Below are 20,817 nucleotides of genomic sequence, written 5' to 3' on the forward strand. Positions count from 1 at the left end.
GAGATTACTCGTCGCCGGGATTCTCCATCGGAAACAGGCTGTTTGCCGGCGTGACCGGGGTGATGCTCGGCTTGGGCGCTTCGGCCGGCTTGGTTTCAGCCTGGGTCGGGGTGCCGAAGGGGCGCGACTCGGGCGTCTTGCCCATGATCGGTGCGCCGCTGGCGGGGGCCGCTTCCGGCTTTTTCTCCGCGGCCTGCGCTACCGGCGCGGCGGGTTTCGCTGCGGGCGCCTTGGCCTCTTTCTCGGGTGCGGGTTTCGCCGCAGCGGCTTTTTTCACTGCCGGCTTGGTTGCCTTGGTCGCGGTTTTGGCAGTGCCGGCCTTCTTCACCGGGGCTTTCTTTGCCGGGGCTTTCTCTGCAGCCGCTTTTTTGCCTGCGGCCTTCTTGCTCGGGGCTTTTTTCACTGCCGGTTTCGCCGCCGGCTTTGCAGCCGCCTTCCGCGTCGGTGCCTTGGCCGCGGTCTTTTTCGCGGCTGAGGTTTTCACCTTCGCTTTCTTCTTGGCCTTGCCGCCCGCCGCGGCCTTCTCCGCCTTGGCGGCTGCCTTGCCGATGGATTCCGCGAGCTTCAGTTCCATCTTGGCCGTCGCCTCCGCCTGCTTGGCTTCGGCCACGGCATCCTTGGCCTGCTGAACCGCTTCGCTCAGCTTGTCCACATTCGCCTTGGCGGTATCCACGCGTTTCTGTGCCGCCGCGGTTTTGCTCTTCTTGGCCGCGGCGCGGGCCTGGGCGAGCTTGGTCTTGGCTTTGGCGAGTTTATCCTTGGCGGCGGTCAGGGCCTTTCCGGCTTTTTGAACAGCCTTGCCGGCGTCGGCGACCTGCTTGGCCCGAGCCTTGTCCAGTTTAGCGGTAAGCTTGGCGATTTGTGCTTCCAGTTCTGCGACCGGATTGACAGCTTTTCGTTTGGCAGCCATGAGTCAATATCCTGAGGTTTATTATCGATAGGCGCACCCGGGCAGTGCATATACCCGGCGTTAGTGCGGTCGACGCCGCTGAAACAGATTCATGCACTGATCGGTTGCTCCGGAAGCGGCAGACCACCCCTGAAGACTCCGGAACAACAACCGGTGGAGGGCCGATAATAGCGCTGTTTTCCTGAAAAATGTATGCCGCCACCGGCGAAAAAAAGCGCAGCCCGCCTGTTTTGTCGAACTTAAGGTGTAAAGGTGATGTCTTGCACAGTGCGGGCGCGTCGGTATGCAGTGTCAGTCGCCATGGGGTAGACTTGCTGGGCACTGGCGAATGCGGCGGCCGGGCAGGATAGCCGCAGGCCCTGGAAGAGAAGCCTCTCGAGGCGCAGGCCTCTGGTCAGGCGCGATTCAACAAATGCAATACGGATAAAGAGACAACTCCCATGAATAAATATCCTTTGGCTGCAGCGGTTGCCCTTGGCCTCGCGCTGGCTGGCTGCAACAAGCAGGAATCCAAGCAGGCCTCCGAGGTCGCGCTGGATTCCCAGGAGAAGAAGGTCAGCTACATCATCGCCGAAGATATGGCCAAGCGCCTGGAGACCCAGGACGTGAAACTGGATCCCCAGGTGGTGCTGATGGCGCTCGACGATGTGGCCAACGGCCGCGAGTCGCGCCTCTCGGATGAAGACAAGCAGCAGGTCATCGCCGTGTTCCAGGAAAAGATGCAGGCCAAGCAGCAGGAGATGCTGGCCAAGCAGGAGGAGGAATTTAAGGCGACCGCGGAGAAGAACCTGCAAGAGGGCAAGGCATTCCTGGAGGAAAACGCCAAGAAAGAAGGCGTGATGACCACGGATTCCGGCCTGCAGTACAAGGTCATTACCGAGGGCAGCGGGGATACCCCGAGCGCCGACAGCACCGTCGAGGTGGACTACAGGGGCACCCTGATCGACGGTACCGAATTCGACAGCTCCTACGCCCGCGGCGAGCCGGTACAGTTCCCGGTCAACGGTGTGATCAAGGGCTGGACCGAGGCGCTGCAGATGATGAAGGAGGGCGCCAAATGGGAGCTGTATATCCCGTCCGACCTGGCCTACGGCCCGGGCGGTGCCGGCGGCCTGATCGGCCCCAACGCGACCCTGATCTTCGAGGTGGAGCTGCACAAGGCGAATGTGGGCGCAGCCGAGGACGAGAAGAAAGAGGAAAAGAAAGAAGAGAAGAAGGAAGAGGCCGAGCGGGAATAAGTATTCCGCTCACGGCTGCAAACAAAAGGGGCGACCTCGAAGGTCGCCCTTTTTCGTTTTGGCCCTATAGAGAAAGGTTGCCTAGGCCAGCTGGTTTTTGTGTGCCGTGTGGAGCACGGCGATCATCTTGTCCTCGGAGCTGAAACGGGTCTCCAGCGCCTCCCCCAGCAGGGACAGGTCCTGCACCAGGCTGGATAGATCGTCGGTCTCCTGGTACTTGTCGTTGAAGTCCACTGCGATATCGGTGGTCTTGTCGATGTCCCTGTAGAGTTCGCGGGCCTGTTCCAGCCCCTGCTTGTCGTCAAAGGCCTGACCCTCGCGGATCAGCTGGTCGTAGACTTCGAAGTGGCCGGCGGAGACATAGTCCACTAGAAGCTGGCACAGCTGGCGCACATTTTCTTCCGTTTCGGCGTCGCCGTCGGCGATCTCCTTTTTCTCCGATAGACTGCAGAAGCGCACCAGCAGTGATTGTCGCGACTGCAACCAGCGGTCGATGATTTCACTCACGCCGCCCCAACGCTCGCGCGCCGACTTGCAATTTTCCAGCATCTCCAAGCTTCCTTTTGTTTCTGTTACCGCTCTCGCCAGAACATTCGTTGTTCTTCGGATAGCCCGGCCATGGATGGCCGGGTCGCAAATCAAGCACTTAAGTGCTTGATTTGTCGTGGAGGGTTTGCGGACATGCGCCGCAAACCCGGGCTGAAAAAACCAAGAATGGTTTTTTCAGCAACCTGCTATGCAAGATAGGAGATTACCCCGCCTGCGGCAAGGCTCAAGGCGCAACGGGCGCCAGCAGCAGCGGTAGCAAGAGTGCCGTCAGCGCGCCGCACAGCCCCATGGCCAGCGCGGCGAAGGCGCCGCACAGGGCGCTGATTTCCAGCGCGCGGGCGGTGCCCACCGCGTGGGCGTTGATGCCCAGCGCAAAACCGAGTACGCGGTGGTCGCTGATATTCAGTTTCTGCAGCAGCGGCGGTCCGGCTACGGCGCCGACCACGCCGGTAAACACCACTATGCCCGCGGTGAGGCTCTGAGCCGCGTGGATCTTGTCCGCCAGTGCCAGCGCGATCGGCGTGGTGATGGACTTGCCGGTGAGCGCCAGCAACACCGGCTCTGCGGCGCCGAACAGCAGCGCGATCACCACCGCCACCACCGGCGCCAGCAGCGCGCCCACGGCCAGGGTTACCGCCAGCGGCCAGCCGGCGCGGCGGATGAGAGCGAGGTTCTGCCGCAGCGGTACCGCCAGTGCGACCACCGACGGCCCCAGCAGTGCGTACAGCAGTCCGCTGGCACTGCGGTAGTCCTCGTAGGAAATATCCAGGCTCCAGAGCAGTGCGGCCACCAGCAGTGTGGCGCCGACGATCGGGTGCAGCAGCGCGGTGCCGCTGCGGCGATAGAGGGCGACGCCGAACAGGAAGGCGCACAGGTTCAGGGGCAGGATAAACAGCGGGCTCAGCAGCAGTTCACTCATCGCCGCCCTCCCCGCGGCGCTTGAGCAGCCGCGTCAGCAACAGCGCGCACAGAATCAGGCTCAGCAGGGTGCCGAACACGGTCGCGGCGAGCAGGCCGAGCCAGTCGGCCGCGGAGAGGTCGCGCAGGTAGAAGACGCCCACCGCCGCAGGCAGGAACAGCAGCACCAGCAGGCGCAACAGCTGCCCGCTGACTTGCGCCAGCCCGCGGGGCACGCCGCCGTAGGCGATCAGTCCACACAGCAACAGCAGCATACCGAGCACCGAGCCCGGCAGCGGCAGGGAGAGGGCCGCGCCGATTTTGCCGCCCAGCCAATTGCAACCGAGCAGTACCGCCGCGCCGCCGAGCCAGTGCGCGGTGTTCCGGAGAGGGGCCCGAAGAGCGTTGCGAAGAGAATCCATTCCGAATGACTATAAGCGTGCGCGACGCAGGCTAACCGATAGGAGTCTGAAAGACTTTCAGTGTTTGCGGAATGCCTGCCAGCCGCCGAACAGTATCAGCCCGCCGAAACCGATCGCGGCCCAGCCGGGAATGCTGAGCCCCATCATGGTCCACTGCACCTCGGCGCAGTTGCCGTCGCCGGTGAGCAGCGTCTTGATCACCTCGGCCATCGGAAAGGTCTCCAGCATATAGGTGATACCGGGACCGCAGGCGGGCACCTGGTCTTCCGGCAGGCTCTGCAGCCACAGCTGGCGGCCGGAGAAATACAGGCCGCCGATGGCCCACAGGGAGATCAGCAGGCCGTAGAAGCGCCGGCCGATGGTGGCCGGGTTGTGCAGGAAGGCGATCAGGGACACCAGGCCCACGCCCAGCAGCATCACCCGCTGGGTGATGCACAGCGGGCAGGGTTCCAGGCCGCGGACATATTCCAGATAAAAGGCGGCGCCGAGCAGAAAGGTGACGCCGAGGAAAACCAGCAAAAACGTAATACGCGGGTTGGGTAGACTCATGATTGTTCGGGTCCGGCTATTTATTCGCTAATTCGTGCTGTCGAAACCGGGCGGCTTCGCGATCCAGGTCGGCAAACAGCGTGTCAAAATTGCGCTGCAGCGCATCCCGGGCGGCGGTCAGTTCCGGCAGTGCCTCGTGCAGTGCGACCGGCCGGCGCAGCCGCTGGCCGACGCGCTCGAGGGTGCGCGCGATCACCTGCGCGTCGCCGTAGCTCTGCAGCAGTCCAAATTGCCGCGCGCGGTCGATAAACGCCTGGGCGCGCGGCGGAATATACCGGCTGCGGGCGTGAAAGTCCCGCCAGCATTGGTCACAGAAGGCGTCCAGTGGCTGCGCGCACCAGCGCGACCAGTCGCGGCTGAGCAGGTGGTCGAACCAGATATCCAGAATAACGCCCGCGTAGCGCCGCCAGCGCGGGTCCAGCCTGGTCACGGAATCCCGGTAGGCGGGGTGGTCGTCGGTGCTGGCATCGATGCGCCGGTGCAGGCGGATGCCGGCCTCTATCGCCGCCGGCCTTTCGCCCCTGAGCGGCCCCTTGACGAAGTCGCCCAGCAGCCCGCCCAGACGCCAGTCCGGGTCGGGCCCGGATAGCAGCAGGTGGGCCAGATAGTTCATCGGTGTCTCTGATCTGCGCGTGCGCTCGCCGCGGGCTTCTGCCGGCTACCTCTGGCAGAAGATGTACTGCGCATAGTAGTGGCCGAGAAAATCCTCGAAAGTTCCCCTGTCGGCGTCCTCGACCTGTTTCTGCTTCTGCAGCGACACTTCCGCCTGGCGTGCGAACTCGCGCTGGGTGGCCGCGTCCAGAGGCCGCTCGAGGAAATACTGGCGGTGCTGTTCGGCTTTGTCCGAGGCCCACTGGAAGAAGCTCTGTCCGTGCGCTTTCATCTCCGCGAGTAGATGCGCCGCGGGCGTCGGTATCTCGCCCTTCAATTTACCGCGCTGTGCGCCGACCGCGCGGCGGTAGTCATCGCCGCCCCAGGCGCTGTCGAGCAGCGCCGCGATCGGCTCCATCTCGACCAGCAGGCGCTCGGCCCAGTCGGTCAGCTTCATCTCGCCGCCGTTGTGGATCAGCTGCAGCTGGGGGTCGCGGCCGCGGTAGACGATGCGGTTCTGGTTCTCCTGAGTGGCGCGGTAGTCGGCGTCGTCGGTCTTGGGGCTGTCGTGCAGCAGGCAGTGCAGCAGGAAGCTGTCGAGGAAGCGCATCTGCTGCGCGTCTATGCCCAGCGGCGCGAAGGGGTTCAGGTCGAGGCAGCGCACCTCGATATATTCGACCCCGCGGTTGTCCAGCGCAGACAGCGCCGTCTCGCCCATCCTGGCCGGGTTTTTGGGCCGGATCGGCGAGTAGAATTCGTTCTCGATCTGCAGCAGGCCGGTGGACAGCTGCTGGTAGTGGCCCGCGGCGTCCTTCACGCCCAGCTCGTGATAGGGGCCGTAGGGGCGGCTGATGGCCGCGCACAGGGTGGAGAGGTAGCTGGGCAGGTCGTTGTAGCAGACGATCAGCGACTGCTGCGCGTCGCTGTTGTAGCCCAGGTCGCCCATGCGCAGCGAGGTCGCGAAGGGGGCGTGCAGGCTGTGCTCGTCGCCCTCGAAGGGCTCCAGGTTGTGCTGGCGCCCCTCGACGAAAGAGGCGCACACCGCCGGCGCGGCGCCGAACAGATAGATCAACAGCCAGTAGTTGCGGCGGAAGTTGCGGATCAGGTCGAAGTAGCGGCGTGTCTTGAATGCGCCCAGGTCCTCGTCGCTGCCCTCGTGTTCGTGCAGCCACTGCCAGAGCGCGTCGGACAGCGAGAAATTGTAGTGAATGCCGGCGATGGTCTGCATCGCGCGGCCGTAGCGCAGCCCGAGGCCGAGGCGGTAGATGGTCTTCATGGTGCCGCTGTGGGAGCGGCCGTAGCGGGCCACCGGGATGTCCTCGTCCGCGCCGATACGGCAGGGCATGCTGTTGACCCACAGGCGCTCCTCGCCGATCTGGCTGTAGGTATAGCGGTGGATGCGATCGAGGATCTGCAGCGCCTCCTCCGGTGTCGCCACCGGCGGCGTGATGAATTCCAGCAGCGCCTCGGAAAAATCCGTGGTGATACTGTCGTGGGTCAGCGCCGAGCCGAGCGTCTCGCCGTGGGGCGTCTGCGCCAGGGTGCCGTCCGGCGCTACACGCAGGCTCTCCTTCTCGATGCCGCGGCGAATGCCCTTCAGCAATTGCAGTGTTTGCGGCTGGGCCAGTGCGGCCAGGTGGGAAATGGGCACTCGGGACTCCTTACTGAGCTGTAGGCACCGTACAACTGCCGGAACCTTTGGATAGCGGCCGCGATTGCGGAGGATATGGGGCCGGCGGCGCTTTTCTCAAGCTGCGCTCGGGATCGGTTCAGCCGGCGGTGGCAGCGGATCCGGCGCCGCCCTCGTCGGGCTGCTCGGGCTCGATTTCCGGGGTCTGTTCTGGCGTGACCTCCGGTACCTGTTGCGGCTCCGTCTCCGGCGCCTGCTCGGGGGGCACTTCGGGATTGCTCGCGGGCGGCATCTCCTCCGGCGCGCCGGGCTCGATTTCCGGCTCCCCGGCCTGCGCGGTGAGCGCCATTTCACCCGGTGCCGCTTCGGCCAGGGCTTCCCTGGGTATCTGCGGCTGCCCCTTGCTGTTCAGCTCACAGCGGAGCAGCTCGATGCGCAGGCTTACATCGCGGGTGTTGGCCTCGAACATCTGGTTGATGGCGACATCCTTGTGCTCGCTGCGGAACAGGCGATTCGCCTCGCGGCCGTCGATCCACTCGTTGCTTTTGCTCAGAAACTGCTGGTGCTGGTTGGTCAGCACGTAGACGTGGCTCATTCGGTAGGGAACTTTTAACACTGTAACAGAGGGGCAGTGTAGCGACGGCTCGAGCGGTGCTCAAGCCGTCGCGGTGACGAGTGCAGGGCGAGCCGGGGCGACCCACCAGCCGTTCGATCAGAGGGGCGCCAGCGGGTAGTGCGCCGGATAGGGCAGCCGCGCGGCGCCGCTGTCCACCGCGGCCTTCGCCACGGCCGCGGCCACCTCCGGCAGCAGGCGCGGGTCCGTGGGCTTGGGCAGGATATAGTCGGCGCCGAAGCGCAGCTCGACGCCGCCGTAAGCCGCGCGCACCGAGTCCGGCACCGGCTGGTGGGCGATCTTGCGGATGGCCTCTATCGCCGCCAGCTTCATCTCCTCGTTGATGCGGGTCGCGCGCACGTCCAGGGCGCCGCGGAAGATGAACGGGAAGCAGAGCACATTGTTGACCTGGTTCGGGTAATCCGAGCGGCCGGTGGCCATGATCAGGTCGTCGCGCACGCTGTGGGCCAGCTCCGGGGCGATTTCCGGATTGGGATTGGAACAGGCGAAGACCACCGGCTTGTCGGCCATGCGCTTCAGCTGCTCGGCGGACAGCAGGTCCGGGCCGGACACGCCGAGGAACACATCGGCGCCCTCGATGGCGTCGTCCAGCGTGCGCATTTCGGTATCCCGCGCCCACTCGCCCTTGTAGGCGTTGATATCGGTGCGCCCGGAGTGGATCACGCCGCGGCTGTCGAGCATGGTGATCTGCTCCTTGCGCGCGCCGGCGGCCAGCATCAGCTTGCAGCAGGCGGTGGCGGCGGCGCCGGCGCCGAGGCACACCATGCGCACCTCGTCGATCCTCTTGCCCTGGATTTCCAGCGCGTTGAGCATGCCGGCCACGGTCACAATCGCGGTGCCGTGCTGGTCGTCGTGGAAGACCGGCACCGGGCAGCGCTCGATCAGTGCCTCCTCGATATGGAAGCACTCCGGCGCCTTGATGTCCTCGAGGTTGATGCCGCCGAAGGTGTTGGCGATGGCCGCCACCGTCTGGATAAACTGCTCGGGGCTGTTCGCGTCCACCTCGATATCCACCGAGTTGATATCGGCGAAGCGCTTGAACAGCAGCGACTTGCCCTCCATCACCGGCTTGGACGCCAGCGGGCCCAGGTTGCCGAGGCCGAGGATGGCGCTGCCGTTGGAGATCACCGCCACCAGATTGCCCTTGCCGGTGTACAGGTAGGCGGCCTCGGGATCCTTGGCGATCTCGCGCACCGGCTCGGCGACGCCCGGGCTGTAGGCCAGGGACAGGTCCTCCTGGGTCTGGGCGGGGGTGGTCACTTCTACCGATAGCTTGCCGGGGGTCGGCAGCGCGTGATAGTCGAGCGCGGCCTGGCGCAATGATTCCGTCATCTTGGGGTAATTCTCTCGAATACTGCGGGGGAGTCTCTGCGGATTCCGCCCTGATTACTGCGGGTCGGAGAGCATAACCGACAGCGACTCGTCGCCACAAGCGCAAAAATCGAGCGGGACCGCTAATTCCTACTAATTTTGACGGATAATTTTGAATCGCCTGCAATAAAAAGGCGTTTATTTTGGGTGAGTTGGGATGCTTGTTTCGCCTTCCTGCCCGCCGACCGGCCTTTCACCCCTATCTGCGCCCTTGCCAATCGCGCCGGGCCGGCTGGCCAGAATCGCCGAATGGGTGCGGGCTCGGGCCCGGGAGTCGTTCCTCCCGGAGGCGGTCAGTGGTCGATGATTTCCAGGGTGTGGTGTGAATCCACCGCGATAAACCAGCGCTTGTTGTGCGGAGCGCGGGAGGCGTATTCCGCTCCCCTGTCCACGAGCCAGCCCTTCACCAGCACTTGCGCACCGCGCCAGTCGCGCCGCTCCAAGCCTCCTTCGGGGTCGAGGCGCAGGGCCACGGGGCCGTCCAGCTCCAGCCACAGGTGGCGCTTGCGCGCCACCTCGCGCACGGTGCCGCGCAGCAGCACGAAGCCGCCGTCGCCGGGGCGCAGATCCGCGGCGTTCACGACCGGCCATACGCCCGGGGCCCAGACGCCGAGGCCGCGGCGCCGCGCCTGCCGCTCCCGCTCGGCCAGGCAGTCCGCCAGGGTCAGGTTCGGGGCTATGGCGATATGGAACGCGAGTCCGGCGGACAGCAGCGCCGCCTCGAGGCTGTCGCCGCGGTGGTTGTAGACGTGGGCGAGCAGGCGCCCGTAGCGGTCGCGGCGCTCGCGGTCGTAGGCGATCCGCAGGTCGCCGCCGGCCAGAAAGCGCTCGGTGAACGCTTTCGCCTCGCGCGCCAGCGGCTGCGCCGGGCGCCCGCGCCCGGCCAGTTCCGGCGCGTTGACGCCGATCAGGCGCAGGTGGCGGCCGTCGCGCAGCACCAGGGTGTCGCCGTCCTGAACCCGCGCCAGCGCCGCCAGTTCGCCCGCGCCGCCGGGTGTGCAGTCGGCGGCCGCTGCCAGAACCAGTGCCGGCAGCCAGAAAATAAAAAAAGCACCGAGGACAAGCCAGGGTGCTTTTTTCGAAGTCATGGCGCTGCGCTCCGCGAAGCGCGGGGCGGACTTACTTGCCGATACGGCTGCCGAAGCGCTTCTTGAAGCGGTCTACGCGGCCACCGGTGGTCGCCTGCTTCTGCTTGCCGGTGTAGAAGGGGTGGCACTGGGAGCAGACGTCGATCTGCAGGTCCTTGCCCAGGGTGGAGCGGGTCTTGATCACATTGCCGCAGGAGCAGGTGGCGGTAATGTCTACGTAATTCGGATGGATATCTGCTTTCATGATGGCCTCTTTTCGAATCCGCCACCCGGTCTGTTGCCGAGCACGGAGTCGTCGTTGGTGCAGGAATTGCCAGCTGGGTAGCCGGTATTCCGGGCTGTGTAAAAAGTCGGCGCATACTATCAGATTAGCGCGGCGGTTCAAGCACAAAGTGCCCGAGGCCGCCGCGCCGCCTACTCCGCCGCGGAGATCAGCTGGCGCAGCGCCGCCAGGTGCCGCTCCAGCGCCTCGCGGCCGGCCGCCGTGAGCCGATACCAGGTCACCGGCTTGCGCTCGACGAAGTCCCGCCGCAGCGCCACGTAGCCCTGCTCCTCCAGTTTGCGCAACTGGGCGCCGAGATTGCCGTCGGTCACCGGCAGCTGTTCCTTGAAGCGCGAGAAGCTGATCTCCTCGTGTTTGGCCAGCAACACGCAGATGCCCAGGCGCACCCGGTGCTCCAGCAGCGCATCCAGGCCCGCCAGCGCCTTCATGACGGCGACTCGCCACGCAGGGCTGCGCGGCGGCAGATACCTGCCAGCAGCAGCGCTGCGCCGACTACCAGCCCGGTCAGGGTCCAGGCGTAGGGCGGTGCAAGCAGCGTCATCACGCCGTAGGCGGCCAGCATCAGCAGCCCGCTGTACAGCAGCGGCCGCTCCAGGTGCACGCCCGCGAGGCCGTAGCTGAGGCCCGCCACCAGCAGGAAGTTGCTCGCGCCCAGCTCCGCCGGCACGCGGCCCGCCAACATCGGCAGGAAGCAGAGCGCAAAGGCGATACCGGCGATGATCCAGTGCAGCCCGTAGCGGCGCCCGAGCGCCGTGTTGTTGACGCCCCGGCGGCGGTCGCTGCGCGCCCCCAGCCACCAGCTGAACAGGCCGCCGCCGACGCCCGCCAGCAGCCAGTAGGGCGCCGCCAGCTGCGGCGCGAAATCCGGCAGCGCGAAACCGACGGCGATCAGCGCAGCCCACAGAAAATAGAGGGCCGGTATGCCGCCGGGTGAATCGTTGGCGCGCACCGCAGCGCTGACGTAATCCAGGTTCTCCCTGAGTCTCTCTACATCGGTCATGGTCATATTCCCGTTTCCTTGGTTGGTTCAGAGTGCTCTAATTTATAGAGTGTGGGCAGAGTACTCTAAATTTCAGAGTTTGCAAGCACATTTTGTTCGCGCTGTACCTTGCGGCGCCAGCCAGTACACTAGCGCGATTTGGCGAATGCAGACGGAGGTGCGGTGCAACAGGCGCAGACACACGGCGCAATACTGCGGCTGGCGGTTCCGGTACCGCTGCGGCGCCTGTTCGACTACCTGCCCCCGGAGGGTGTGGATCCGGCCACGCTGGCGCCGGGTCAGCGCCTGTGGGTGCCCTTCGGCGGGCGCAAGCTGGTGGCGGTGCTGGTGGATATCGTCAGCGAGTCCCCGCTGGCGCAGCTGAAACCGGCGCTGGAGCTGATCGATCGCACGCCGCTGTTCGACGCCCGCAGCCGCGAATTCCTGCACTGGGCCGCCGACTACTATCAGGCGCCGGTGGGCGAACTCTACGCCGCCGCCCTGCCCGCCGCGCTGCGCAAGGGCAAGCCGGCGGATCACTGGGCCGAGCAGTGGCTGCAGCTGACCACCGAGGGCAAGGGGCTGCCGCAGTCCGCGCTGGCGAGGGCGCCGAAACAGCAGGCGCTGCTGCAGCTGCTGCTCGCGCGCGGGCGCCAGAGCCGCACCCAGTTGAAGGCGCAGGGGCACTCGACGACCACCGCGCGTGCGCTGGCCGAGCGCGGCCTGGTGGCGTGGAGCGCCGGCCCGACGGTCCCGCCCCCGATCCCCGCCGCCGAGGCGGCGGCGCCGCCGGAACTGAACGAAGAGCAGCGGCAGGTGCTGGACGCGATACCCGCCGACGGGTTTTCCGCATCCCTGCTCGAGGGCACTACCGGCAGCGGCAAGACCGAGGTCTACCTGCGCCTGATGGCCCAAGTGCTCGAGCGCGGTCGCCAGGCGCTGTTGTTAGTGCCGGAGATCGGCCTGACCCCTCAGACACTGCGCCGCATCGCCGCGCGCTTCCCGGATCACTGTATCGCCGCGCTGCACTCCGGCCTGGCCGAGGGCGAGCGCGCCCAGGCCTGGCTGTCCGCGGCCGCGGGCACTGCGGATATCGTCATCGGCACCCGCTCGGCGATACTGACGCCGCTGCCGCGCCTCGGCGCGGTGATCGTCGACGAGGAACACGACGGCTCCTTCAAACAGCAGGACGGGGTGCGCTATTCCGCCCGCGACCTGGCGCTGGTGCTGGGCCGCAACGCCGGCGTGCCGGTGTTGCTCGGCTCGGCCACGCCGTCCCTCGAGAGTCTGCACAACGCGCTCTCGGGCCGCTACCAGCACCTGCGCCTGCGCAGCCGCGCCGGCAATGCGCGTCCGCCGCAGATCCATATAGTCCCGACCCTCGGCCAGACGCTGGAGGAGGGCTTCGCGCCGCAGGTGCTGCGCCATATCGGCGACACATTGGCGCGCGGCGAACAGGCGCTGGTGTTCGTCAACCGGCGCGGCTTCGCCCCGGCGCTGACCTGCGACGACTGCGGCTGGCTGGCCGACTGCCCCCACTGCTCCAGCAAGCTGACCATGCACCGGCGCCAGCGCCAGCTGCGCTGCCACCACTGCGACTACCGCAGAGCGCTGGTGGACAGCTGCCCGCAGTGCCACAGCCGCTCCCTCAGCGCCCTCGGCGGCGGCACCGAGCGCAGCGAGGAACTGCTCGCCAGGCGCTTTGCCGATTACCCGGTGATCCGCGTCGACCGCGACACCACCGCCAGCAAACAGGCCCTGGACCGGCTGCTGGCCACCGCGCGCGACGGCGCGCCCTGCCTGCTGCTCGGCACCCAGATGCTGGCCAAGGGCCACCATCTGCCGAAAGTGACGCTGGTGGTGATCCAGGACGCCGACGGCGGCCTGTTCAGCGCCGACTTCCGCGCCCCGGAGCGCACCGGCCAGCTGCTGGAACAGGTGGCCGGTCGCGCCGGCCGCGGCGATCTGCCCGGGCGCGTGCTGGTGCAGAGCCGCTACCCGGAACACCCGCTGCTGCAACTGCTGCTCGAAAAGGGCTACGGCGCCTTCGCGCGCCAGCTGTTGCGCGAGCGCGCCATCGCGCAGCTGCCGCCGCACCGGGCCATGGCGCTGGTGCGCGCCGAGTGCGAGGAGCCCAGATGGGCGGAGGAATTCCTGCAGGCCGCGCGCGACTGTATGCAGGCCCTGGCGCCGCCGTCGCCGGAACTCGCCTACCTGGGCCCGGTGCCGGCGCTGCTGGAGCGCAAGTCCGGCCGCTTCCGCTTCTATGTGCAGGTCACCGCGGAAAGGCGCGGCCAGTTGCAGCCGCTGCTGGCGCGCCTGTGCCAGTGGGCCGAGGGCTACAGGAACCGGCGTTTGCGCTGGGCGGTGGATATGGACGCGCAGGAGCTGTCCTAGGGAACCTCTGATTAAGTCCGTAATGTCTCTGCGGGGCTTTCAGAGCGATTCACACTCTGCGTTGCGACTTCTTGAAAGGTCTAGACATTCCTGCGAAGCCGCGCCTTGATTGTGAACCGCTCTGAAAGCCAGAGGCATCATGGAGTTATTCAGAGGTTCCCTAGCCGTGCCCGCAGCGGCCGGATTAGCGTTACAATCCCCCGCCAGCCCAGTGAATGAAGGAAAGTGAATTCCATGAGCCGTCGCAACGCCAGCCGCCGCCGCAGCAGTTCCGCGGGCAAGCCCGCCTGGGTCTGGTTTGTACTGGGCAACTTTGTCGGCGGATTCGTGGTGTTTATGATCTTCCTGCACGGCCTCAAGGAGGATGGCAAGCCCGCCGCCGGCGCCGAGCGCCGGCCCGCGGCCCAGCAGCGCGAGGACAAGCCCGCGCAGCCGCGTTTCGATTTTTACACCCTGCTGCAGGAAAACGAAGTGGCGGTGCCGCCGCCGAAGGTCCCGCGGCCGGCGCGGCGCGGCGGCGACCGCGCCGAACCGGCGGCGCAGGAGCCGGAGCTGGTCTACATACTGCAGGCGGCCTCATTCCGCGAGGCGGCGGAGGCGGAGCGCCTGCGCGCCCAGCTCACCCTGGCCAACCTGGACGTCAAGGTGGAGACCGCGAGCGACAGCCGCGGCACCTGGCACCGGGTGCTGGTCGGCCCCTACACCAGCCGCTCCCGTGTCGCCAAGGCGCGCGAGGTGCTGGCCGACCACAAGCTGATGCCGCTGGTCCTAAAGCGCCCGGCCCGTTAGCTCCTCGTCTTTACCAGCCTGCGCGTCAGCCGGTGCGCCAGCGGCGCTATCAGCGACACCAGCGGAAAGGCCACCACCCAGGCAACGGCGAAGGCGCGCAGCCAGCGCAGCGGGAAGCCCGCATCTAGCCCGGTATTGATAAAGGTAATCACCCCGGACATCAGCAGCGACATCAGGCAGGACATGATCAGGGCGAATACCAGGGTGTAGTAGCGCGAGGACAGAGAGGCCAAAACATTCTCCGCGAGATTACAGCAGCGCGCATTATAGCCGCCCCTGTTGAAATCCCGCCCCGCTGGCCTCACTTACTGAATTCAGAACAGAATCTCTCTTGCTGTAGGAGCGGCCCATGGCCGCGATCGGACTGGGATTCCAGCCACCATCGATCGCGGCCATGGGCCGCTCCTACAACAGAAGACCCGGACAACCCAAGGGGGCCCCAGTGGAACAATATCGCGGAACCACCATTCTCTCCTGCCGCAGGGGCGGCAAAGTCGTGATCGGCGGCGATGGGCAGGTCTCCATGGGCAACACCATCATGAAGGGCAACGCGCGCAAGGTGCGCCGTTTGCACAACGACAAGGTGCTGGCCGGATTCGCCGGCGGCACCGCCGACGCCTTCACCCTGTTCGAGCGCTTCGAGGCCAAGCTCGAGGCCCACGGCGGCCAGCTGACCCGCGCCGCGGTGGAGCTGGCCAAGGACTGGCGCACCGACCGCGCCCTGCGCCGCCTGGAGGCGCTGCTGGCCGTGGCCGACGCCACCGCCAGCCTGATCATCACCGGTAACGGCGACGTGATACAGCCGGAGGACGACCTGATCGCGATCGGCTCCGGCGGCCCCTTCGCCCAGTCCGCGGCGCGCGCGCTGCTCGACAACACCGACATGGACGCGCGCTCCATCGTCGAGCAGGGATTGAAGATCGCCGGCGATATCTGTGTCTACACCAACCAGAATCACACCATCGAAGAGCTGAACTTTTAAGTTCTGTTGAATGCATCCTGCATTCAACAGAAAACGCCGGGTCGGCGCATGTCCGCCCCGACTCCCGCAAATCTTGCGATTTGCGCGCAGGCCATCCATGGCCCGCGAGTGCCACTAGGTAGTGAGAATTTCCATGACCCAATCGCAAATGACCCCCCGAGAAATCGTCCACGAACTCGACCGCCATATCGTCGGCCAGCACGACGCCAAGCGCGCCGTGGCCATTGCGTTGCGCAACCGCTGGCGGCGCATGCAGGTGAGCGAGGAACTGCGCGCGGAAATCACCCCGAAAAACATTCTGATGATCGGCCCCACCGGCGTCGGCAAGACCGAAATCGCCCGACGTCTCGCCAGTCTCGCCGGTGCGCCCTTTATCAAGGTCGAAGCCACCAAGTTCACCGAAGTGGGCTATGTGGGCCGCGACGTCGAATCCATAGTGCGCGACCTGGTGGAGACGGCGGTCAAGCTCGAGCGCGAGAAGGCCAAGTCCGGCGTGCAGCAGCGCGCGCTGGACGCCGCCGAAGAGCGCATCCTCGACGCCCTGCTGCCGCCGGCGCGCGCCGCCGAACCCGGCGACAGGGACTCCAGTACCCGCCAGCTGTTCCGCAAGAAACTGCGCGAAGGCCAGCTGGACGACAAGGAAATTGAAATCGAAGTGTCCGCCGCGCCGGTGGGGGTGGAAATCATGGCGCCCCCCGGCATGGAGGAAATGACCAGCCAGCTGCAGGGCATCTTCTCCAATATGGCCCAGGGCAAGACCAAAAAGCGCAAGCTCACGGTCAAGCAGGCGTTGAAACAGCTCGCCGACGAAGAGGCGGCCAAGCTGGTCAACGACGAGGAGGTCAAGGCGCGCGCGATACAATCCGCCGAGCAGAACGGCATAGTGTTTCTCGACGAGATCGACAAGATCGCCAAGCGCCAGGAGAGCGGCGGCGCGGACGTGTCCCGCGAGGGCGTGCAGCGCGACCTGCTGCCGCTGATCGAAGGCTGCACCGTCACCACCAAGTACGGCATGATCAAGACCGATCACATACTGTTTATCGCCTCCGGTGCCTTCCACCTGTCCAAGCCGTCGGATCTGATTCCGGAACTGCAGGGCCGCCTGCCGATCCGCGTCGAACTGAGCTCGTTGACCTCCGAGGACTTCCAGCGCATCCTGACCGAGCCCAAGGCGTCGCTGACCGAACAGCAGAAGGCGCTGATGGCCACCGAGGGCACGCAGCTGGAATTCACCGAGGACGGTATCCGCCGCATCGCCGAGGTGGCCTACGAAGTGAACGAACGCACCGAAAATATCGGCGCGCGCCGCCTGCACACGGTGCTCGAACGGCTGCTGGAGGAGGTCTCCTTCGACGCGGACCGCAACAAGTCGGTCACCATCGACGCCGCCTATGTGGACGACCACCTGGGCGAGTTGAGCCAGAACGAAGACCTGTCCCGTTTTATTCTCTAAGGAAGCTCTGATTAATTCGCATGAGCGCTGTAATTGGTTCAGGGGCGCTCAAGCAATGGAACGGACATTTCGGAAACGCACGAGTACGTCCCTGTATCCGACGGTTTCGAAATGTCCGTTCCATCAATTGAGCTTTTCATCCGGTTGAGGAGTCTAAAAGCTGTTTCATAACGTGGCGAGCGGGTGGCTGGTGGTGGCCGCCGGAGCGGAGGCACCGCAGTGTACAAGTAGTACATGAGGATGCCGAGCACCGCCGGACGCCGCTAGGCGCCCGCGCAGTAGTTATGAAACAGCTTCTATACAAAGCCGGGGAGCGAATTAATCAGAGGTTCCCTAAAGCTTCACTCTCCCGTTTTCGGGAGGGTGGTTGGGAGAGGGGGTATCAATGAAACCGAAAAAAATCCGACTCAACCGCGCGCAGAAAACCCTGCAGATAGCGTTCGAAGACGCCGAATACACGCTGCCGGCGGAATATCTGCGCGTCTTCTCCCCCAGCGCCGAAGTGCGCGGCCACGGCGCGAGCGAGCCGGTTCTGGTCAGCGGCAAGCTGCACGTCGGCATCGACAGTGTCGAAACCGCTGGCCGTTACGCCCTGAAAATAAATTTCGATGACGGCCACGACAGCGGCATCTACACCTGGGAATACCTGCGCGAACTGGGGCAGAATCAGGCGGCCAACTGGGAAAATTATTTGCAGCGCCTCGCGGCCGCGGGCAAGGGACGCGACCCGGACGAGAGTGCGGTGAAAATTATCGGCTGAAAAGCGCCGCGACCCCGCAACAGACTCCACACCCGATCCAATAAATTAATCGCACCGTAACGCCCCCGTCATATTTCCGGACTCTAATGCGCGCCAGACAATTGAGTACCGGAGACCCACCATGGCAAAACGACTTGCCCGCGCGCTCGGCGCCTGCTGTTTTATTCCACTGATGCCCGCAGCGCTGGCTGCCGAGCTGCCGGATTACCAGCGCAACAGCCCCTGGTTCACCGACGGAGAGACCCGCATCGAAGCCAGAGCGGAAACGCCGAGGGAACTGAAGCGTGCGAAAAACGTGATCCTGTTCGTCGGCGACGGCATGGGGGTTTCCACCCTGACCGCGGCGCGCATTCTCGAGGGCCAGCTGCGCGGCGAGAGCGGCGAGGAAAACGCGCTGTCGTTCGAGGAGTTTCCCCACAGTGCCCTGATCAAGACCTACAACACCAACCAGCAGACGCCGGACTCCGCCGGCACCATGACCGCGATGATGACCGGCGTGAAAACCAGAGCCGGCGTGATCAATATCGACGGCGACGCGCTGCGCGCCGACTGCGCCGGCAGCAGGGGCAGGGAACTGAACACCTTCCTCGAGCTGATGGAGAGCCGCGGCAAATCCACCGGTATCGTCTCCACCGCGCGCATCACCCACGCGACTCCGGCGGCCACCTATGCGCGCAGCCCGGAGCGCAACTGGGAATACGAAGCGGAAGGCGATTGTGCGGACATCGCCGCGCAGCTGGTGGAACTGGAAGTCGGCGACGGCATAGACGTGATACTCGGCGGCGGCCGCCGCAACTTCATCCCCGCCGATGACGGCGGCAAGCGCACCGACGGCCGCGACCTGACCGCCGAGTGGCTGGCCCGCTACGACGGCGAGCAGCGGGCGCAGTATCTGCAGAGCGGCTCTGAGCTGGCCGCGCTGGATACTTCCGCAACCGACAAGCTGCTGGGCCTCTTCACCAGCAGCCATATGAGTTACGATGCGGACCGCGTCGCCAAGGGCGCCGACGAGCCGAGCATCGCCGAGATGACCGCGGCGGCGATCGAGATGTTGCAGAAAAACGACGACGGCTATTTCCTGATGGTGGAGTCCGGCCGCATCGACCACGGCCACCACGCCGGCAACGCCTACAACGCGCTGCACGATACCATCGCCTTCGCCGCCGCGGTCGAGACCGCGCTGCAAAACGTGGATCTGGACGAGACCCTGATCCTGGTGACCGCGGACCACAGCCACGTGATGACCATCGCCGGCTATCCGACCCGCGGCAACCCGATTCTCGGCAAGATGGTCACCAACGACGGCAGCGGCGCGCCCAAGGCGGAGGTCGCCGCGGCCGCAGACGGCCTGCCCTATACGACGCTCTCCTACGCCAACGGCCTGGGTTTTGCCGACCTGGGCGGCGAGACGGACGCGGATGCGCGCTACGATCTCGCCGCGCACAGCGGGCGCGTGGATCTGAGCGGTGTGGACACCGAGGCGCCGGGCTTTCACCAGGAGGCACTGGTACCGCTCGGCTCCGAGAGTCACGCCGGTGAGGATATCAGCCTGCACGCCACAGGCGCCGGCAGCCAGCTGGTGCAGGGCACGCTGGAACAGAGTGCGGTTTTCCACCTGATGGTCGGGGCTACCGGCCTGTCGGTGACCGCGGAATAATTTGGGGGTAATTGACGATGAACAAATTCAATAAACTGGCCCTGGCCTTCTCCGTCGCCCTGCTGGCCGCCGGCTGCAGCGACGACAATTCCGGCTCCGACGAAGTCGCGGTGCTGCCGCAACCGCAGCCGAAAGCACTGGGTCTGTCCGAGGCGCAGCGCGACAGCAGCTGGTTCAAAGACGGCCAGCAGGCCGTCGAGGCGGCGCGCGAACGGAAAATCGACAACACCCCCGGCGCGGCGAAAAATATCATCCTGTTTGTCGGCGACGGCATGGGCATCTCCACGGTCACCGCCGCGCGCATTCTCGCCGGCCAGCAGCAGGGGCTCGACGGCGAGGAGTACCAGCTCAGCTTCGAGAAGATGCCCTTCGCCGGCCTGGTCAAGACCTACAACACCAACCAGCAGACCCCGGATTCCGCCGGCACCGCCACCGCGCTGATGGCCGGCGTCAAGACCAAGGCCGGCGTGATCAACGTGGACGAGACCGTCGCCCGCGGCGACTGCGCGGCCAGTCTCGAGCGGCCGCTGACCACGGCGCTGGAACTGGCGGAGGCCAGGGGCAAGAGCACCGGCATTATCAGCACCGCGCGTGTGACCCACGCGACCCCGGCGGCCACCTACGCCAAGGTGCCGGAGCGCGGCTGGGAGTACAAGGCGCCGGACGGCTGCGTGGATATCGCCGCGCAGCTGGTGGCGCTCGCCGCCGGCGACGGCGTGGACCTGGTGCTCGGCGGCGGCCGCCGCAACTTCCTGCCCAACACCGTCACCGACCTCGAGGGCAAAAACGGCAAGCGCGAAGACGGTCGCAACCTGGTGGAAGAGTGGCGGAGCCGCTATAGCGACGGCGTGACCAACGCCGCCTATATCGAGGACCAGTCCGGCTTCGACGCGCTGGATGTTGCCGCCACCGACAAGCTGCTCGGCCTGTTCAACGCGTCGCATATGCGCTACGAGGCGGACCGCGGCAACGACGTCGCCGGCGAGCCGTCGCTGTCCGAGATGACCGCCAAGGGTCTGCAGCTGCTGCAGAAGAACGACAAGGGCTACTTCCTGATGGTGGAGTCCGGCCGCATAGACCACGGCCACCACGCCGGCAACGCCTACAACGCACTGAACGACGCGGTGGAATTCGCCAGGGCGGTACAGGTCGCGATGGACAACACCAGCGCCGAGGACACGCTGATAATCGTCACCGCCGACCACAGCCACGTGATGACCATCGCCGGCTACCCGACCCGCGGCAACCCGATTCTCGGCAAGGTGGTGGCCAACGACGGCAGCGGCGAGCCGGAGACGGCCCCGAGTCTGGCCGCAGACGGCCTGCCCTACACCACTATCACCTACGGCAACGGCTTCGGCTATGCGGACTTCGCTGACGAGACGGACGCGGACGAGCGCTACAAGCACGATATAAAGGCGGGCCGCGTGGATCTGACCCACGTCGACACCACCGCGCCCGGCTACCACCAGGAGGCGCTGGTGCCGCTGGCGTCCGAGTCCCACGCCGGCGAGGACGTGGGTGTCTGGGCCCGCGGCCCCGGCGCGCATCTGGTCAGCGGTACCAACGAGCAGAGCTACCTGTTCCACGTGATGGCGCGCGCGGGCGGCCTGCTGGACTGAGCCGTTTCCCACCGCT

22 protein-coding genes and 1 other RNA gene are annotated in these 20,817 nt (G+C 65.7%); 8 read left to right on the plus strand and 15 right to left on the minus strand.

Annotation, left to right across the window (positions count from 1 at the left end; translation table 11 throughout):
- Positions 1–4: 4 nt before the first annotated feature.
- Entirely contained in the window at positions 5–910 is a 906-nt protein-coding gene (locus ACXAF3_RS01380) for a hypothetical protein (protein ID WP_475110506.1), read from the minus strand.
- A 440-nt stretch (positions 911–1,350) separates the two neighbouring features.
- Here ACXAF3_RS01380 and ACXAF3_RS01385 point away from each other — a divergent pair, with 440 nt between their 5' ends.
- Positions 1,351–2,148 carry an FKBP-type peptidyl-prolyl cis-trans isomerase gene (locus ACXAF3_RS01385; RefSeq protein ID WP_475110507.1) on the plus strand — a complete coding sequence of 266 codons (798 nt, stop codon included), beginning with the start codon at positions 1,351–1,353 and terminating at the stop codon, positions 2,146–2,148.
- A gap of 81 nt (positions 2,149–2,229) precedes the next feature.
- Here the strand turns inward: ACXAF3_RS01385 and rsd are convergent, their stop codons facing one another.
- The 12 genes from rsd to ACXAF3_RS01445 all read right to left on the minus strand — a co-directional run bounded on the left by rsd (position 2,230) and on the right by ACXAF3_RS01445 (position 11,168).
- Positions 2,230–2,697, minus strand: a complete 468-nt coding sequence (rsd, locus tag ACXAF3_RS01390; RefSeq protein WP_475110508.1) for a sigma D regulator — start codon at positions 2,695–2,697, stop codon at positions 2,230–2,232.
- Positions 2,698–2,920: 223 nt separating this feature from the next.
- A complete protein-coding gene (locus tag ACXAF3_RS01395) occupies positions 2,921–3,616 on the minus strand; it encodes an LrgB family protein (protein WP_475110509.1) in 696 nt (231 codons plus the stop codon).
- Complete coding sequence (locus tag ACXAF3_RS01400; RefSeq protein WP_475110510.1) at positions 3,609–4,016, minus strand: CidA/LrgA family protein; 408 nt, start codon at positions 4,014–4,016, stop codon at positions 3,609–3,611. Before ACXAF3_RS01400 ends, ACXAF3_RS01395 begins: the two co-directional genes overlap by 8 nt.
- Before the next feature lie 57 nt (positions 4,017–4,073).
- Positions 4,074–4,565 carry a disulfide bond formation protein B gene (locus ACXAF3_RS01405; protein WP_475110511.1) on the minus strand — a complete coding sequence of 164 codons (492 nt, stop codon included), beginning with the start codon at positions 4,563–4,565 and terminating at the stop codon, positions 4,074–4,076.
- 16 nt (positions 4,566–4,581) lie between these two features.
- Positions 4,582–5,178: an acyl carrier protein phosphodiesterase gene (locus ACXAF3_RS01410; RefSeq protein ID WP_475110512.1), complete on the minus strand. Its 597-nt coding sequence runs from the start codon at positions 5,176–5,178 to the stop codon at positions 4,582–4,584.
- A 45-nt stretch (positions 5,179–5,223) separates the two neighbouring features.
- Positions 5,224–6,807 carry a glutamate--cysteine ligase gene (gene gshA, locus ACXAF3_RS01415; RefSeq protein ID WP_475110513.1) on the minus strand — a complete coding sequence of 528 codons (1,584 nt, stop codon included), beginning with the start codon at positions 6,805–6,807 and terminating at the stop codon, positions 5,224–5,226.
- 118 nt (positions 6,808–6,925) lie between these two features.
- Positions 6,926–7,381, minus strand: coding sequence for a hypothetical protein (locus tag ACXAF3_RS01420; RefSeq protein WP_475110514.1), 456 nt, complete (start codon positions 7,379–7,381; stop codon positions 6,926–6,928).
- Between the two features lie 117 nt (positions 7,382–7,498).
- Entirely contained in the window at positions 7,499–8,752 is a 1,254-nt protein-coding gene (locus tag ACXAF3_RS01425; RefSeq protein WP_475110515.1) for a malic enzyme-like NAD(P)-binding protein, read from the minus strand.
- Between the two features lie 332 nt (positions 8,753–9,084).
- Positions 9,085–9,879, minus strand: coding sequence for a thermonuclease family protein (locus ACXAF3_RS01430; RefSeq protein ID WP_475110516.1), 795 nt, complete (start codon positions 9,877–9,879; stop codon positions 9,085–9,087).
- Between the two features lie 31 nt (positions 9,880–9,910).
- Positions 9,911–10,123, minus strand: a complete 213-nt coding sequence (gene rpmE / locus ACXAF3_RS01435) for a 50S ribosomal protein L31 (RefSeq protein ID WP_475110517.1) — start codon at positions 10,121–10,123, stop codon at positions 9,911–9,913.
- Between the two features lie 170 nt (positions 10,124–10,293).
- Entirely contained in the window at positions 10,294–10,590 is a 297-nt protein-coding gene (locus ACXAF3_RS01440; RefSeq protein WP_475110518.1) for a winged helix-turn-helix domain-containing protein, read from the minus strand.
- On the minus strand, positions 10,587–11,168 hold the full coding sequence (locus ACXAF3_RS01445; RefSeq protein WP_475110519.1) for a hypothetical protein: 582 nt from the start codon (positions 11,166–11,168) through the stop codon (positions 10,587–10,589). The genes ACXAF3_RS01440 and ACXAF3_RS01445 overlap by 4 nt, the downstream gene beginning before the upstream one ends.
- A gap of 156 nt (positions 11,169–11,324) precedes the next feature.
- Here ACXAF3_RS01445 and ACXAF3_RS01450 point away from each other — a divergent pair, with 156 nt between their 5' ends.
- Positions 11,325–13,538, plus strand: a complete 2,214-nt coding sequence (locus ACXAF3_RS01450) for a primosomal protein N' (RefSeq protein ID WP_475110520.1) — start codon at positions 11,325–11,327, stop codon at positions 13,536–13,538.
- A gap of 234 nt (positions 13,539–13,772) precedes the next feature.
- Positions 13,773–14,327, plus strand: coding sequence for an SPOR domain-containing protein (locus ACXAF3_RS01455; protein ID WP_475110521.1), 555 nt, complete (start codon positions 13,773–13,775; stop codon positions 14,325–14,327).
- On the opposite strand, the gene ACXAF3_RS01460 is transcribed toward ACXAF3_RS01455, so the two are convergent.
- Positions 14,324–14,560 carry a DUF2798 domain-containing protein gene (locus ACXAF3_RS01460; protein WP_475110522.1) on the minus strand — a complete coding sequence of 79 codons (237 nt, stop codon included), beginning with the start codon at positions 14,558–14,560 and terminating at the stop codon, positions 14,324–14,326. The two genes, ACXAF3_RS01455 and ACXAF3_RS01460, sit on opposite strands and share 4 nt — an antisense overlap.
- A 209-nt stretch (positions 14,561–14,769) precedes the next feature.
- On the opposite strand from ACXAF3_RS01460, the gene hslV reads away from it, so the two are divergent.
- Together hslV and hslU are read left to right on the plus strand one after the other, a co-directional pair.
- The gene (hslV, locus tag ACXAF3_RS01465) at positions 14,770–15,309 is read left to right on the plus strand and encodes an ATP-dependent protease subunit HslV (protein ID WP_475110579.1); all 540 of its coding nucleotides are present in this window, start codon (positions 14,770–14,772) and stop codon (positions 15,307–15,309) included.
- Between the two features lie 133 nt (positions 15,310–15,442).
- Positions 15,443–16,762, plus strand: coding sequence for an ATP-dependent protease ATPase subunit HslU (hslU, locus tag ACXAF3_RS01470; protein WP_475110523.1), 1,320 nt, complete (start codon positions 15,443–15,445; stop codon positions 16,760–16,762).
- Positions 16,763–16,920: 158 nt separating this feature from the next.
- Here the strand turns inward: hslU and ACXAF3_RS01475 are convergent.
- A non-coding RNA gene (locus ACXAF3_RS01475) (sX9 sRNA) lies at positions 16,921–16,998 on the minus strand.
- 149 nt (positions 16,999–17,147) lie between these two features.
- On the opposite strand from ACXAF3_RS01475, the gene ACXAF3_RS01480 reads away from it, so the two are divergent.
- From ACXAF3_RS01480 to ACXAF3_RS01490, 3 genes are all read left to right on the plus strand, one after another.
- Entirely contained in the window at positions 17,148–17,522 is a 375-nt protein-coding gene (locus tag ACXAF3_RS01480) for a gamma-butyrobetaine hydroxylase family protein (protein WP_475110524.1), read from the plus strand.
- Positions 17,523–17,643: 121 nt separating this feature from the next.
- A complete protein-coding gene (locus tag ACXAF3_RS01485) occupies positions 17,644–19,179 on the plus strand; it encodes an alkaline phosphatase (RefSeq protein WP_475110525.1) in 1,536 nt (511 codons plus the stop codon).
- Positions 19,180–19,196: 17 nt separating this feature from the next.
- Positions 19,197–20,801, plus strand: a complete 1,605-nt coding sequence (locus ACXAF3_RS01490; protein ID WP_475110526.1) for an alkaline phosphatase — start codon at positions 19,197–19,199, stop codon at positions 20,799–20,801.
- The last annotated feature ends 16 nt before the right edge of the window (positions 20,802–20,817 follow it).

Source organism: Microbulbifer sp. ABF4_143, assembly GCF_056160225.1.